Source organism: Campylobacter sp. BCW_6873, assembly GCF_001762365.1.
GTDB lineage: Bacteria > Campylobacterota > Campylobacteria > Campylobacterales > Campylobacteraceae > Campylobacter_D > Campylobacter_D jejuni.
The window spans coordinates 77,878-93,678 of the sequence record NZ_MJWS01000104.1 but is presented as its reverse complement, the minus strand read 5'-3'; the positions used below and the strand labels follow the sequence as shown (position 1 = coordinate 93,678).

Sequence of the window (15,801 nt, the reverse complement as noted above, 5' to 3'; positions counted from 1 at the left end):
GATAAAAGATAACAATGCCTTAGATGCTTCAAATTTTCATAAATACGAGCTTTATTGTAAAGAGATAGAGCTAAAACAAAATTGGGATAAAAAAGGTGAGAATGTAAAAAATACGACAGATTTAGAAAAAAATGTTTCGAGAATTCGGGATTTTGTGGATTTTTTACTTTTAGGATTTTATAGAAAGCTTTGTGATCATCATACAGACTTTTTAAAGGTTTTTAATAATCTTATATTATTAATTGCTTTGTATGCTTTGTTTGTTTTTGGTTTTACTTGGCTTCACGATGATAAACTAGAAGATACAAGAGCGATTTTAACTTTATTTGGATTTTTTGATAAATTTAGGCTTTATTTTGATATCATAAGTGCTATTTTTGTAGTTTTTGGATGTGGTTTTTTTGTTTGTAAATTAGATTCATATGAAAAGAAAAACAATGTTTCAAAAAAACAAAACATAAATTTTATATATATCATTGGTGATTTTTTGAATTTGATTAAAAGCTTATTGTTCGCATCCTTTATCCCTTGTGTTTTTTATGTGTTATTTTCATTATTTGGATTTTTTTTAAATTTAGGTAAAGACTTTGGATATTCATTACTTATAAATACTTTGTTTGTTAGTTTATATATTTGTTTAGTTTATACCAAATCTTTGTTTTTTGGTAGATATGTGGTGCTTATCTTTTCATATATAGTATTTATTATAATGCTCATAAAACAACCTAATGTAATTCACCCTTTAATAGGAAAAATCGCAAACGAATCTGATAAATTTTTTAATTACCCAAGCTTAATAGTGCTAAACATACTATATACCATACTTTTAGCTTTAGTCCTTTTCTCACTCCAAAAAACCGCACGAAAAAATTCCATAGTGCCAAGCTAAGCCTTAAAGCTTAGCTTGAAATTTCATCATCAGTCTTTTAAGTAGTATTCTATAGTAGAAACCACTCTTATGGTTTTGATGTAAGGGGTGTTTTTATCCCTGTTGCTGATGCTAAATTGCCCTTGAGAAGCCTTTTTTATCTTGCCTAGATGGCTGTTTGAGTCTTGTGCGAATTTTATCGCTGCATTTCTAGCATTGAGCGTTGCTTCTTCTATCATTTGAGGTTTTATCTCATTTAGCTTGGTGTAAAGGTATTCTATGTCATAATTATCGATTTTCGTTACTATGCCAAATTTTGCAAGACTTGAAATGTTTTCTAGTATGCTTTTTCCAAGCTTTACATTTTGCGTATAGATGAGTAAATTCGCAGTGCCTATGTATCGGTATGTAGCTTGAGTATCGTTGCTATAAGGATCGCTTAAACGATCTATGATGTTTGGCGAGTTGTAGCTGATCTCATCTTCTTTTACGCCTTGTTCTTTTAAAAATTTAATGATATTTTCTTTATCTTGTTCTAGTTCTTCGTATAAATTTGTAAGATTGTTGTTTGATCTTGTGAATTTTATAGGAAGTATCAAAGTATCCGCTTCGACTTCTTTTTGGCTTAAACCCTTTACACTTACACTTCTTTCAAGTGTTTTAAAATCACTTAAAGCCTTGTTAAATCCAAAAGCTAGAATCAAACTTGCTAAAACTATGGCTAAAGCCATAAAGATATTATTTGTTTTCATTTTTTTCCTTTATTTTGATTAGAAAATATATCATATTTGCAACCAATACGCAAGCACACATTACAAAAGCAAGGATTATCGGCGTATTTGCGTTAATAGCCCCAACCACAAAAGAAATAAGCCCTGCAAAACCAAATTGCACCGTTCCAAGCACCGCAGAAGCAGTTCCGCTATGTTCTTTAAACCTTGCCATGGCTAAAGTCGTGGTATTGGGTGCGATGAAACCAAGCATAGCGATACTTGTAAAAATACTAAGTTCAAAAAGCAAGAAATTTGGATGAAAAAAGGCATTTACAAGTAAAATCACGGTCGATATAAACATTATCATCAAAGCTTTTGCCAAAATTTTTTCGCTTTCGTATTTTAAAACCAATCTCGCATTGATATTTGCACAGATGACAAAACCTAAAGCATTTGCCCCAAAAAGCAAAGCAAATTTTTGCTCACTCAAGCCAAAAAACTGCGTAAAAACAAAGCTTGATCCTGTGATATAAGCAAACATCGCCGCCAAAGCAAAAGAAGCACATAGTATATAAACCAAAAAGCGTTTATCGCTTAAAACAAATTTGTAGCTTTTCATCGCTTCATGATGGGAAAATTTTTTGTTTTTAAGATGAGGTGCGGACTCTTTTAAACCAAAAAGTATCATCAAAAAAAGCAAAATTCCCAAAGCAAACAAAGTCGCAAAAATACTATGCCATGAAAAATACTCTAGCAAAATTCCCCCAAAAGTTGGTGAAAGCATAGGAGCAAGAGAACTAAAAACCATCATCAAAGCAAAAATCCCTGCAGCTTCTTTGATCTCAAACAAGTCATTGACAATAGCCCTTGCGATAACCACACCTGCACAACCCCCAAGTGCTTCAAAAAATCTCAAAGCGATAAAAGCATAAATATCATCGATAATCACACAAAACAAACTCGAAACGATGAAGAAAAATATCCCTACCAAAGCTGGAATTTTACGCCCAAAAATATCACTTAAAGGCCCATATATAAGCTGTCCTAAAGCAAAAGCGATAAAAAAACTCGCGATACTAAGTTGGGTTAAAAAAGAATTAGTTTGAAAACTTTGCTCCACATGAGAAAGTGCAGGCAAATACATATCTGTAGAAAGCGGCGCTATGCTTGACATCAAAGCAAGAATAACGATGAGTTTAAATTTAGCAAAGCCGTGAATTTTGGTGTGTTTTTGCATTTGTAATCCTAATTATTCTAAAAGAATGATTTTAACAAGTCAATCTTAGAATAATCTTTGTTTTTCTATGTTAAATTTAGGGAAAAATTCTAAGGAAATTTTATGCAAAATTTAAACCAAAATGAACAAATCAAATGCCCAAGTTGTGGAAGTTTTATCGATATCAGCACTGCTTTATATGCTCAAATTTTAGATAAAGCTAAGCAAGAAATGCTAAAACAAAAAAAAGAATTTGATGATGAGGTAAATGCCAAAAGAGCTGAATATACCAAAGCTTTAAATGATTTAAAAACTCAAAAGATAGAACAAGAAAAACTCATAAGTGAGCAAGTAAGCCAAAAGCTTCTTTTAGAAAAGCAAAAATTTGAACAAGAACTTCTCACGCAAAAGCAAAATTTCCAAAAAGAATTCAGCGAGAAATTTAACAAAGAGCATGAAAATGAAATGAAAATCATGCAAGAAGAACTCGAGAAAAAAAGCAAAGAACTTAGCGAGTTTTTAAGCATAAAGGCTGAAAATGAAAAACTCAAAAGAGAACAAAAAGAAAATGAAGAAAGACTGAAATTTCAAGCCAAAGAAGAGGCTTTTAAAGAATTTAAAGAACAAGAAAGTAAAAATTTAGAATTTGAAAGAGAAAAAATGCGTCTTGAATTTCAAAAAAGCACTCAAGAGCAAGATCTTAAATACAAAGAACTAGAAACGAATTTTAAAAGCGTAGCCCAAAAACTAGAAGACGCACAACGCAGGATAGAACAAGGCTCACAGCAACTCCAAGGCGAAGCAGCCGAACTACTCATAGAAGAATACATACAAAGTGAGTATTTAAGTGATGAAGTAAAAGAAGTGCCAAAGGGCGTAAATGGAGCTGATTGTCTGCATATAGTAAAGGATAATTTTGGAAATATTTGCGGAAGTATTTTATATGAGAGCAAACGCACTAAAGAATTTAATAAAGAATGGCTTGATAAGCTTAAGCTAGATAGCATAGCTGCAAAAAGTGATATAGCGGTTTTGATTACAAAAACTATGCCAAAAGATAAAGAAAAAACGCATTTTAAAGAAGGAATTTTGATCTGTACTTTTAATGAATTTAAAGGTGTTTTAGCAGTGCTTAGAGAAAGCATTATAAATTCTTATAAACTCAAAAATGCCCTGCAAAACAAAGATGAAAAAAATCACATTTTATACGAATACTTAAATTCTAAGGAATTTAACACGCAAATCACTTTTATACTCAAAACTTATCAAAATATGAAAGAAGAGTTAGAAGCTGAAAAAAGGGCTTTGCAAAATATATGGAAAAAAAGAGAAAGAGCTATAGAAAATCTAAGTTTTAATTCCACTGCTATAGTGAGTTCTTTAAACGCGATATTTAGCGACTTACAAGGTGGAAATTTGATAGGTGAAGAAGGGATTAAAAGTCTTGAAAATTTAGCCAAAGATGAGGATTAATTTTGGGCTTAGCCCAAAATTAATCATTCTCCTGGGAAGTGATTTGGATTTTTCCAAGGTCCGTATTTTACTTTTATGTATTCTTTAGGGTCTAAATTTTGTTGCGGTGAGGCAAAATACTCAGGTTTTAATGATGGGGATTTGCTATAAGCTGTATCAAGTCCTGCACGATTTTCTGTAGTGGTTATAGGCATTCTTACAAAACCTGTATTGACATAAGCTGCTATATCTAGTGCATCTTCATCGCTTAATATAGGATTATCCGCACTCGCACCAAAAGGCATGGCTGATTTTAAAAATCTTGCTAAAAATGGTATCATAGCCATGTGTCCACCATCAGGATAGATAAGTAAAGATGGATATAAATGTCCACTACCTTGTTCGTAATTATCATTTTTTACCCCAAGTCCTCTTTCGCCATGGCAAGCAACACAATTTTCTTCAAAGAGCTTTTTCCCACGCACAGGGTCAGCTGGACGATTTGGAAAATTCATCTTAGCAAAAAAATCTCCTTCAAGCTTTACGCCGTCTTTGATACCATAAGCTTCTTTTAGCCATTTAAAATAAGCTAAAATTGCTTTCATTTCTTTAGAATCATTAGGAAATCTATGAGAGTCAGTTCCACCCATTCCGCGAATTCTATCTTCAATAGAGATGATTTTCATCGTTTCTATATCAAGTCTTGGATAATTGTTTAGGACATTTAAAAATGGAATAACATATTTTTTTGTCCCTGGTAAACCATTGCCGTCATTGTCCATGTGACAGGAAATACAGTTTACTTCGTTGCTTGTCTTTTTTAGCTTGCTATAGGGTCCTAGAGTGCTTTCTGTCTTGCTTAAAAGCTTTATGCCATAACGGATTAAATCCCCTTGCTTGCCTTTTGGAACATCATTGATGCTTAAATTTTTATTTGGCCATTCTTGCACAGGTCTTTTAGAAAGTTCCTTAAAATACTCTACTCCTTCCTTGTCGCTTAATTCTTCTCCTACTTTGTAATCACTCACGCTTTTAGCGCTAAGACTCAAACTAAGACATAAACCAAGCAATAAAATGTGTTTTTTCATGATTTTCCTCCTTTTTATTTGCAGTTCAAATTGATTTTAATGTATTTTTTCTTAAATATTAAGCATAATAAGAATAATTTAAATAAAATTAAATTTTAAAGTGTTACTAAAAGTAATATATTTTTAAAGTATATAATTAATATTTATTAAAATTTTATGATATTAACTTTATGTTAGTTATTTAAATAGTTTATTTTTTATAGAGTTTAGATTTTCTTCTAGATTTTTGAAATTGTTTTCTAAATCTTTTTTTATATCTATAAAGAAAGGATTGCTTAAAGTAGCGATAAGATAATGATTTTCTTTAGAAAAGATATGATTTAAAGTGAACTTTTTATCTTGAAGTTTGATATAAATTTGGTCTTCGTTTTCAAAGCTAGGATTTTTGTTTGCACTTAAAATTTTGAGTAAAATTCCGCAAAAAAAGCGTTTGTTTTCGTCCAAAAACTGAATATCATAAATTTTAAAATCCTTAAATTCAAAGCAGTTTTGACTTTTAAATTCTTTCAAATCCTTTGTAAGTCCTAGTTTTAAAAAGTCTTTTTGGCTTAAACTTTGCTTTTTAAATTTCGCCCCAAAACGACGCAAAAATAAATTTAAAGCGTCAATTTGTAATTCTTTTTGTGCGAGTTTTAGTTTTTTGGTTGTAAAACGAAAGAAAAAAACACCCACAAAAACAGCTAAAATCACTGCGATTAAGGCATCTCTTATAAAAACAAAAGCTAAAAAACCTACAAGTAAGGCTTCGATAATGCTTAGGAATTTTAAGATTCCTAAGCGTTTAAGTATATAAAGTCTATTATTTTCTAAGCTTTTTAAATCCATTAAGATTTTGCTTTTTCCATTCTTTTTCTTTGAGTTGGATCAAGATAGCGTTTGCGAACACGCACATTTACAGGCGTAACTTCTACAAGTTCATCTTCTTCTATCCACTCTAAAGCTCTTTCAAGACTTAATTTTCTAGGTGGCACAAGTTTGATTGCATCATCGCTTCCACTTGCTCTTACATTGGTAAGATTCTTTCCTTTGATAGGATTAACATCTAAATCATTTGGACGAGAGTGCTCACCTATAATCATACCGGTATAAACTTTAGTTTGAGGCTCTATGAAAAGTACTCCACGCTCTTGAAGGTTAAACAAAGAATACCCTAAAGCCACGCCATTTTCCATAGAAATTAACGCTCCATTATTACGCTTTTCAACCGCACCGCTAAAAGGACGGAATTCTAAAAAGCTATGATTCATCACGCCTTCGCCTTTGGTATCAGTTAAAAACTGACTTCTAAAACCTATAAGTCCGCGTGCTGGAATTTCAAACTCAAGCCTTGTTTGTCCATCGCCCGTTGGTGCCATGGTTTTCATTTCAGCTTTTCTTTTGCCAAGTTTTTCTATTACCGCACCGCTAAATTCTTCAGGCACATCGATAACTAAATGTTCAAAAGGTTCTGTTTTAACTCCATCTTCAACCTTTACGATAACTTCAGGTCTTCCCATACAAAACTCAAAACCTTCACGACGCATATTTTCAGCTAAAATAGTGATTTGAAGTTCGCCCCTACCGCTTACTTTAAATTTGCCTTCGCCTGTGCTTTCGTATTTCATAGCGATATTAGTTTTCATTTCAGCTTCTAAGCGTTCAGCGATTTTATTTGAAGTTACATGTTTTCCTTCAGTTCCTGCTAATGGGCCATCATTTACAGAAAATACTATACTTAAAGTCGGCTCTTCAATGTGCAAAGGATCAAGTGGCATAGGATTGTTTGGATCTACAACGCTATCACCCACATCTAAAGCTTCAAAACCTGCTATAGCTACGATATCTCCACTTCCTGCTTCTTCAATATCCATTTTTTCTAAGCCCATAAAGCCAATGAGTTTTGAAATTCTACCATTTACTTTGGTGCCATCAGCTTTTGCAAGCATTACGCTTTGGTTTTTCTTCACAACCCCATTGAAAATTCTAGCAATGCCTATTTTACCTACAAAATTATCATACCCTAAAGTGAAAACTTGAAGTTGTAAAGGATTGTCATTTGTGCCACTTGGTGCTGGAACGCGTTCAAGTATGGTTTTAAAAAGTGGCTCCATATTATCACTTTCATCGTTTAGATCAAGCTTAGCATAACCATTTTTTGCTGCAGCATAAACTATGGCAAAGTCAAGTTGCTCATCGTTTGCATCTAGGGCTACAAAAAGATCAAAAATTTCATTGATCACTCTTTCAGGATCAGCAGCTGGTTTGTCGATTTTGTTGATTACAACTATAGGTTTAAGCCCTAAAGATAAAGCTTTTTTAACCACGAATTTAGTTTGTGGCATAACGCCTTCTTGAGCATCCACCAAAAGCAAAACTCCATCAATCATTTTTAAAACGCGTTCTACTTCTCCGCCAAAATCAGCATGCCCTGGAGTATCTATGATGTTGATTTTTGTACCTTTGTAATTGATCGCTGTGTTTTTTGAAAGTATGGTAATGCCACGTTCTTTTTCTATATCGTTGCTATCCATAACGCGTTCTGAAATTTGTTCTCTTTCGCTAAAGGTGCCTGATTGTTTTAATAATTCATCTACCATAGTGGTTTTACCATGGTCAACGTGAGCTATAACTGCTATATTTCTAATGTTTTCCAAATTTTCTTCTCCAAAGCTAAATTTTTAAAAGCTTAGATTATACAAAAATTTAACTTAAACTACAAAGTATCAAAACTTGGAACACTTCTTGCTTCAAAAACTTATGAAATTAAAATTTTAAAAAGGAAGTTAAAATGTCAAAACCATTAAATGAAGAGATTTTTGTTGAATTTAAAAGTGATTTAGCTGAGAGAAAAAATGAAGTTTTGCTTCAAGTTTTAGAACTTTTAGAAACTTTTAGATCAGATAAAAACGAAAAAATGGCAAGAATTTCAAGCGAGCTTACAGAAATTTTAGAAAATGAAGAAAATTTAGAGAAAATTTTAAATGCTAAAAATTTAGAAGAGCTTTTAAATATCTTAACTGCTTTAAATGAAGATAAGATGATTAAAGTATATGAAGATTCTTATTTGAAAGAAAAATTTCCTAATGTAATGGTAGATAAATTTTTAAAATAATTTTTTTTGAAGGAAAAGTGATGTCAAATTTAGCTCCGCAAAATGATGTTTTAAATCTTACGCCGAGTAAAACTTCTACTACTAGCAGTTCTTTTAGTAAAACCAGTAAAAATAAAGAACATGAAAGTAGCGATAGCAAAAATTCAACTAAAGATGATACGGAGAGTTTTTTAAATTCTTTGCTTAATTCTATCGATGAAACCAATGAATTTTTACCTGATCATATGAAGATCAGCCAAAAAGAAGTTGTTAATGAAGCGATGAATAGACTTCAAAAAGGAGCTTTTGATGAGAGTGATAAGATAAGCATTTTCGAATCTGCTTCTTTTATGCAAATTCTTTCTTTGTTGGATAAGCTAAAAACAGATACAGCAGATGTTAAACTGGCAAATCTTTCTACTCAACTTTCAAGTCTTATCAAAACAGAGGCTAATTTTAATGCTTTAAAAGGCGCATCAAATCTTAGTGAGCTTTTGGATATAGCTAAAGATCTGGGCTTAAATGTAAAAAATATTAAAGTAGATCGTCTTCTTGATCTTAAAGCAACTTTTCCAAATTTAGATAAGGCTGATTTTTTTAAAGGTGCTGTGGATAATGTTTTTAAAGAAATCATCAATAATAAAATTTCCAATATGAGTAAAAATTTAAATCACAATTTACAAAATACAACTCATACTACAAGCACTCATTCTACGCAAAAAGCAAATTCTAAAGATAGCGGTTCTTTGCTTTCTCAAACTTTAAAAAATTTAGATTCCATGCTTTCATCCAAAGAAAGCAAACACGAAAAAAATGATAAAGTTAAATCAAAAATAGAAGAAGATACCACAGATGTTAAAAATACTTTAAAAAATATCAAAAATGATGAGTTTGCAAAAAATTTAACAGAAGAGTTAAATATAAAAGATAAAAAAAACCAAGATAATTTAAATAAAGATAACACAAAAGATGCAAAAAATAATGAGCAAATAAAAAAAGATGAAAAAGAATTAAACAACCTAAATAAAGAAAGCAAAGACTTAAACAAAGATTTTAATAAAGAGTTAAATAAAAATCAAGAAAAAAACAATTTAAATCAAGAGAATATACAAGATCAAAATAAAAATTTAAAGAGCAATAATCAAAATTTAAATCTTGATAAAAATTCAAATCAAGAAATTGTCAAAGATGCTCAGAATTTAGTTTCAAATTTAACACAAAAAGATTTTAGTTTAAATAAAGAGCCTAAAAACAACAACAAAGAAAATAAAGATATAAAACAGAATTTCTTTGATCAAAAATTAAATTTTGAAAATTTAAATAAAACTCAAGCAGTTCAAAACAAAGAGAATAATGCTAATTTTAACAACAATACCAATAAAGAAACTTTTACTCAAGAGCAAACAAAAACGCACAGTGAAAATGTAGATAAAAATAATTTAGATGACTTAAATTCTTTAGTCAAAGATTTAAGTAAAGTAACACAAAACAATGCTCGCAATATCACGCCTAAAGAGACTTTGCAGTATTTTTCACAAGATTTAAAAGAGGCTGTAGATCAATATAAAGCACCTATCACTAAACTTAGTATCACTCTAAATCCTAATAATCTTGGAGAAGTGGAAGTAACTTTGATACAAAGAGGTAATAACCTTCATATCAATTTCAACTCCAATACCAATGCAATGAATTTGTTTATCCAAAATCAAGTCGAGTTTAAAAATTCTCTTGTAAATATGGGATTTACTGGACTTGAAATGAATTTTAGTGATCAAGGTAAAAGAGAGCAAAATCAAAATCAAGGAAAAAATCGTAGTGGATATGGTTTTAAAGATGCTTTAGATGGAAAAAATGAAAGTGAAAAAGTCAATCTAGAGCTTGTTTTAGCGAAGTATTTCTAAGTTGGAACACTTATTGCTTTTAATTAAAAAAGACTGAATGTAAAAAAAGGATTTTATCATGGCGACAACAAATTGGAATAGCAATCTTAACTGGACAAATACTACTAATACTAACCAAACAAGCAACAAGGATACGAAAGTGGATAATTCATCTAGTAGCAATAGCTCCGGTGTGGTTAGTAATCCAAATGCTACTTTAGACAAAGATGCGTTTTTAAAACTTCTTTTGATAGAGCTTCAACATCAAGATCCAACAGATCCTATGGATAGTGATAAAATGCTTACACAAACCTCACAGCTTAGTGCACTTGAAATGCAACAAAATACCAATACAACTATGCAAAAAATGGTTGAAACTATGGAAAAACTTTCCAATTCTTTTAGCACGAGTATGAGTACTGCAGCAGTGGGAGCTATAGGAAAAATGGCTACGGTAAATGAAAACAAAGTCAAATTAACAGGCGCAGATGAGGTTATTGCACTAAAAATGTATTTGCCTGAAGATTCGGATGATAAAGGAATCACCTTAGAGGTTTATGATAAAAATAATAAGTTGGTATTTAGTGAAAAAAGTAATGAGGGAAAAGAAGTATCAAAAGGTTTATTTACATTAGAGTGGCCTGGTAGAAATAATGATGGTGTTTATGCTGGGGATGGAGAGTATAGTGTTAAAGTGGTTTATAATAATAAAAACGGGGAAAAAATAACTGCAAATTATGGAACTTATCCTATAGAGGGTATTAAATTTGTTGATGGGATTGCTTATGCAAAAATGGGTGGTCAATATGTAAGTTTTGATGATATTGGTGAAATTAGTGATTATAAACTTGGTTCATCTTCAACTTCCGTTGGAGATAGTTCAAGTGGAGACTCAAGTGATGGAGATTCTTCTAATTCTGGATCTACAGAAGATGGTGATAAAGAGGAAAAGGCATAAGCCATGATAAATTCATTTTATAATGGAATTTCTGGAGTTAAAACAAATAGTTTTGGTATTGATATTTATGCAAATAATATAGCTAATGTTAATACTACAGGTTTTAAGTATTCTGATGCTCAATTTAAAGATGTTTTTTATAGCACTATAACCACTCAATCAACTAATCCTGCTCAAGGTGGATATGGCTCAGGATCAGCTTCTTCTAATGTGGTTTTTGAGCAAGGTTCTCTTGTGGCAAGCGATAGCGAATTTGATGTGGCTTTACAAGGAAAAGGATTTTTTGGGGTTTTGGGAGCGGATGGTAATGCTTACTATACTAGAAATGGATCGTTTAAAAGAGATGCAAATGGATATTTGGTAGATTCTTATGGAAATTTTGTTTTAGGAACAATGAACCCTGCTTTTACCGGTATCAACTATAGCGATAGGGTTGCGGGGCTTATGGGGGATTATCTTAACACAGGAACTCCGGTAAATAATGGTTTTACCGTAAATTCAAATAATTCTTTCGGTATAGGCACAACTGCTTCTCAAGGGGCTATTAAAGTACCTGTGAATATGTATTTACCTCCTCAAGTAACTCAAAATGTAAAATGGAGTGGAAGTTTAAATACTAACACAACAACAGAAGTGGTCAAAGTAGATCTTGATCCTGGTAAATTTAACATTACAAAAACCGAAGATGGAAAATATGTAGTTAGCGGTAGTGTTAGCAAAGAAGATGTGTTTAGTGCTAAAGTGGGTGATAGGATCATTTTAAATTTCACTGACGATAATGGCGTAAAAAAAAGCTTTGAAGCAACTTTAGATGAAAATCTTAATTTTAAAAGCAATGAGCTTGATTTAAAAGGATTGGATGAAAATAGCATCAAGCTTGATATAGCTCAAATTTCAACAGAACAACAAAAAGCCAATAAAGATATTTTAGAATCCCCTATTTATAATGCAGATGGAAGTAAAAGTACTTTAAGGGTTACGCTTGAAAGAGTTTTGCCGCAAGAAGGCGATAATATACAATATAAAGCCATTGCTCAAATTTATGATTCTAATGGCAATGCCGTAGGCAATCCAACTGAAGGAAATATGGTTTTTGATAAAAATGGTGCTTTGCTTCAAAACAATATTACAAGCATTGCAAACCCAAATGGCGGAACAATTAATATTGATTTAGGCTCTCCTTATGATGCTAATAAACCTGGTTCGGGTTATAGTGGGATTTATATTAAAGAAGGCGTTGAAAAAAATGTAGTTACACAGCAAGATGGTGTAGCCGAAGGATTTTTTAAACAATATGATATATCTGATGATGGAAGTATTGTAGCACAATTTAGCAATGGTAAAAATGCTATAGTTGGAAAGCTTGCTTTATATAATTTTATCAATGAGCAAGGATTGGCTGCTATGGGCGATAATATCTTTGCTGCAACAGCTAATAGTGGTGATGCAAGTTTTATTATGAAAAATGGACAGATTGTTAATACAGCTAAATTTAAAGGTGGTTTTTTAGAGCAATCTAATGTTGATTTAAGTGTAGAGCTTTCAAATCTTATAGTAACTCAAAAAGCCTTTGATGCAAGCTCAAAAAGCATTACCACAAGCGATCAAATGATACAAAAGGCTATTAATATGAAAAGATAATTTTTAGGAATTATCTTTTTCTAGTTTTTCAAAAATAATTTTAATTTCTTCTATATCGCTTTCGCTATAATCATGACTTGATTTAATATAGCTTGCTTGTTGCCCTTTTTCAAGGTATAAAACTTTTTCATAATCTTTTAAATTTATTTGATGCTTTAGTTCAAGCTCGGTGTTTGTTTTAGGATAAAATTTTAAAAAATTATCCTCTCCAATATTTTCGGCTTTTATGTATATTTTTACATTATAAACCATTTCATCTAAAAAATTTAGCTTTGCGTCAATATGATATTTTAATTTTATAAGTTTTTTATACAAGACACTAAGATGATTATATTTTTTTATGATATCACGATAAAGATTTGAAAATTTCATATCTATAGCATTAAGTTTTTCAGTTTTTTGAAGTTTGATAATCTTGATTTGATTTTTGATTAGATAATCATAGTAATTTTGCATTTGACTTATGATATTATCAAGTTTACTCTTTGTTTTAAGGCTTAAATTTGTAAGATTTTCAGTTTCTGAGTTTGATTTATTGTTAATAAAATCTAGTGGAGAAATTACAATATTATTTTTAAATTTTATATTATTTGTTATGATTAGATTTTTTTTGGGATATAAGATATTATCTGCTAATAAATTGCAAATATAAATATTTTCTGCTTCTATTTTTCCGCCCATGCAGTTTTCAACAAATACATTTTTGGCTATAACTATCCCGTTTTCTAAATTTTTTATATATACAGTATCAGCTTGCAAAGTTCCTTTGTGTGTTGTAATAAAAATATCTTGTGCAAAAATTTCGCTTTTTGCATGAGTTAGGCCTTTGATGCTGATATTTCTTCCATAAAGTTTTGTCGCTCCAATGCTTCCATTTACTTTTATGTCTGAAGCTTGAACATTTACAATACCTGATTTAACAGCATCATCATTTATATCAAAATTAGTGATTTCTAAGTTTATATTTTCATCAGTATTTGTTTTGATTGAACCGGTTGTTTTAAGTCCTACTTGTGATAATTTTAAATTATTTGTAACACTATATCCTGATCGGTCTTTATTTAAAAATCCATAATTTGCACTAAAATATTTAATTCTATCTTCTAGTTCTTCTGTATAAATGCTTTCATCTTTTATGATAAAAGGATTATCAAAAAAAGCTATTGGATTTAAATGAAGGATTTCTCCTCTTAAATTTCGTCCTTCTTTTCCAAGAATTCTATAAATGTATTCAAAAAGTAGCTCATTTTTTTCAATAGGTTTACAGTAGTTTCCTTCATCATAGCTAATATTTTCGTCAAAACATTCTTCGTTAACATCTCTATGATAAATAATTTCATCGCTTTTATGTTCAATCTTATCTACACCTTTGGCAATTTCAAGCTCTATTTCTTTAATAGATGGATTTTTTTGTATTGATAAGATAAAATCATCAATCTTGTCAAATAAATTTTTATCAAGTCTTAAGATTAAAAATTTTTGCTTGATCATTACTTTATAAATATTTTGCAAAATGTCAAATTTTAAATTTGGATAGTATTTAAAATTATCCAAAAAATTAATATTGACCTTAAGATAAGTTAAACTAGGATTAGATTTAAGCTTAACCACGAAACAGTTTTTTTGTGTTTTTGGATAAATTTCTATAAGAAATTTTTGCACCATGGTATTGTAATTTTTTACAAAAAAATCATCCGCATAAAATAAGTCAAAATCCTTTCTTTCATAAGTTTTTGTTTTTGCTGGTTTTATATTAGAACACAGAAGTTTAAAATCTATAATTCTAAAATCAAGAATTTGATCTGTGCTGGCTTGTTCATATTTTAAACTTTCAAAAGGATTGAAAGTTTCTAAAGTTTTTATTTCATAGCTCATCATTACACTCCTATGTTTTCGAGGATATGATTTAACATTTCATAATTTTGATTTAAATCAATATGATCTAAATGCACTAAAATTTGTCCACATTTTTCACATTTTAAAGTATTTTCTTTGCTAACAAGTTCTTCGTGTATGGTTTGTGGAACTGCATGAGTACGCAAATAACAGTTGCAAATATAATCATAGGTTTTTTCAGTCTTTAAATCTTGCCTAATCGATTTTAATTTTATGTATTGCTCTAGATTATAATGAATCTCTTGAAGATGTAGAGCTTTTTTTGTGAAGTTAGCTATCCATAAATCTTCAATAGCAAAATGATCTAAAATCCAATCTTTGGTCAATGTTGAAAGTTCAAATGACATTTTAACAATATCATTTGAGTGTTCTAAAAGTTCTTTAGTCTTTTTTAATAATATTTGATGAGATTTTCTATGTTCTTCAATCAAAGGAAAATCAATGCTTTCCATAAATTTTTCTTCATCTTTGAAATGAATTTTTACATATTGGAATAACTTTGTAAGAATTTGTTTTAAATCATTTTTGTGTTGCACATCATTATCTTGAATTTTTAAAGCTAAATCGTTTGCAATTTCAGCAATTTCAAAAATTAGTTCGTGTTGTTTATCTAATTGCATGTTTTTAATGCTAAAATCTTTACTCCATTTGATTTCCATGATTTTTCCTTAAAAATTTATATAATATATCTATATAATCGTATTTCCTTGAAAAAAACAATAATTTTGCAAATTAAATTTAAAAATTTATATAAAATATAACCAATTTGTTACATATTTATACATTTTTATATTTAGTTTTTATAGCTCAACACTTTTTAAGTATATTATGATATAATTTCTTTGCCTTTTCTTAGACCTGTGCAATGCTATTTTTAAGCACCGCTTCAGGGTGGGAACACAGCAGAGCACTTGATTTTAGTGTGTGCCGCAGTTATCTGGGGAAGGGTTTTCTTCATTTAAAATTCCCTATTTATTTTTCAATTAGACTAGCTTCTTTAATAACGTAAAAAATTATGT

At 30.3% G+C, this 15,801-nt stretch carries 12 protein-coding genes, 1 other RNA gene and 1 pseudogene; 7 read left to right on the top strand and 7 right to left on the bottom strand.

All coding sequences use genetic code 11. From position 1 onward, the window contains the following. Positions 1–889: pseudogene (locus tag AJ932_RS10865) on the top strand (hypothetical protein); the annotation flags it as partial. A gap of 29 nt (positions 890–918) precedes the next feature. Here the strand turns inward: AJ932_RS10865 and AJ932_RS09065 are convergent. After that, entirely contained in the window at positions 919–1,620 is a 702-nt protein-coding gene (locus AJ932_RS09065) for an SIMPL domain-containing protein (protein ID WP_002842934.1), read from the bottom strand. Further along, entirely contained in the window at positions 1,607–2,818 is a 1,212-nt protein-coding gene (locus AJ932_RS09060) for a multidrug effflux MFS transporter (RefSeq protein WP_070278764.1), read from the bottom strand. Before AJ932_RS09060 ends, AJ932_RS09065 begins: the two co-directional genes overlap by 14 nt. A gap of 102 nt (positions 2,819–2,920) precedes the next feature. On the opposite strand from AJ932_RS09060, the gene AJ932_RS09055 reads away from it, so the two are divergent. After that, complete coding sequence (locus tag AJ932_RS09055) at positions 2,921–4,270, top strand: DUF2130 domain-containing protein (RefSeq protein ID WP_070278763.1); 1,350 nt, start codon at positions 2,921–2,923, stop codon at positions 4,268–4,270. A 23-nt stretch (positions 4,271–4,293) separates the two neighbouring features. On the opposite strand, the gene AJ932_RS09050 is transcribed toward AJ932_RS09055, so the two are convergent. The 3 genes from AJ932_RS09050 to typA form a co-directional block, all read right to left on the bottom strand. Continuing rightward, positions 4,294–5,337, bottom strand: coding sequence for a c-type cytochrome (locus AJ932_RS09050; RefSeq protein ID WP_052949435.1), 1,044 nt, complete (start codon positions 5,335–5,337; stop codon positions 4,294–4,296). A gap of 177 nt (positions 5,338–5,514) precedes the next feature. Beyond that, the gene (locus AJ932_RS09045) at positions 5,515–6,162 is read right to left on the bottom strand and encodes a poly(A) polymerase (RefSeq protein ID WP_070278762.1); all 648 of its coding nucleotides are present in this window, start codon (positions 6,160–6,162) and stop codon (positions 5,515–5,517) included. Continuing rightward, positions 6,162–7,970, bottom strand: coding sequence for a translational GTPase TypA (gene typA, locus AJ932_RS09040; protein WP_002799607.1), 1,809 nt, complete (start codon positions 7,968–7,970; stop codon positions 6,162–6,164). The genes AJ932_RS09045 and typA overlap by 1 nt, the downstream gene beginning before the upstream one ends. A gap of 134 nt (positions 7,971–8,104) precedes the next feature. Here typA and AJ932_RS09035 point away from each other — a divergent pair, with 134 nt between their 5' ends. Genes AJ932_RS09035 through AJ932_RS09020 form a run of 4 tightly spaced genes read left to right on the top strand, consistent with a single transcriptional unit; the run spans position 8,105 to position 12,886 of the window. Then, on the top strand, positions 8,105–8,428 hold the full coding sequence (locus AJ932_RS09035) for a hypothetical protein (RefSeq protein WP_002868349.1): 324 nt from the start codon (positions 8,105–8,107) through the stop codon (positions 8,426–8,428). A 17-nt stretch (positions 8,429–8,445) separates the two neighbouring features. Further along, entirely contained in the window at positions 8,446–10,308 is a 1,863-nt protein-coding gene (locus tag AJ932_RS09030; protein WP_074498169.1) for a flagellar hook-length control protein FliK, read from the top strand. 58 nt (positions 10,309–10,366) lie between these two features. After that, positions 10,367–11,245, top strand: a complete 879-nt coding sequence (locus AJ932_RS09025) for a flagellar basal body rod modification protein (protein ID WP_374700109.1) — start codon at positions 10,367–10,369, stop codon at positions 11,243–11,245. A gap of 3 nt (positions 11,246–11,248) precedes the next feature. Next, complete coding sequence (locus AJ932_RS09020; protein ID WP_070278761.1) at positions 11,249–12,886, top strand: flagellar hook-basal body complex protein; 1,638 nt, start codon at positions 11,249–11,251, stop codon at positions 12,884–12,886. A 3-nt stretch (positions 12,887–12,889) separates the two neighbouring features. Here the strand turns inward: AJ932_RS09020 and AJ932_RS09015 are convergent, their stop codons facing one another. Both AJ932_RS09015 and AJ932_RS09010 read right to left on the bottom strand, forming a co-directional pair. Further along, positions 12,890–14,761, bottom strand: a complete 1,872-nt coding sequence (locus AJ932_RS09015; RefSeq protein WP_070278768.1) for a flagellar assembly protein A — start codon at positions 14,759–14,761, stop codon at positions 12,890–12,892. Positions 14,762–14,763: 2 nt separating this feature from the next. Continuing rightward, complete coding sequence (locus tag AJ932_RS09010; protein ID WP_044780471.1) at positions 14,764–15,441, bottom strand: hemerythrin family protein; 678 nt, start codon at positions 15,439–15,441, stop codon at positions 14,764–14,766. Positions 15,442–15,631: 190 nt separating this feature from the next. Here AJ932_RS09010 and ffs point away from each other — a divergent pair. Continuing rightward, positions 15,632–15,729: signal recognition particle sRNA small type (ffs, locus tag AJ932_RS09005), an RNA gene on the top strand. Positions 15,730–15,801 lie beyond the last annotated feature (72 nt).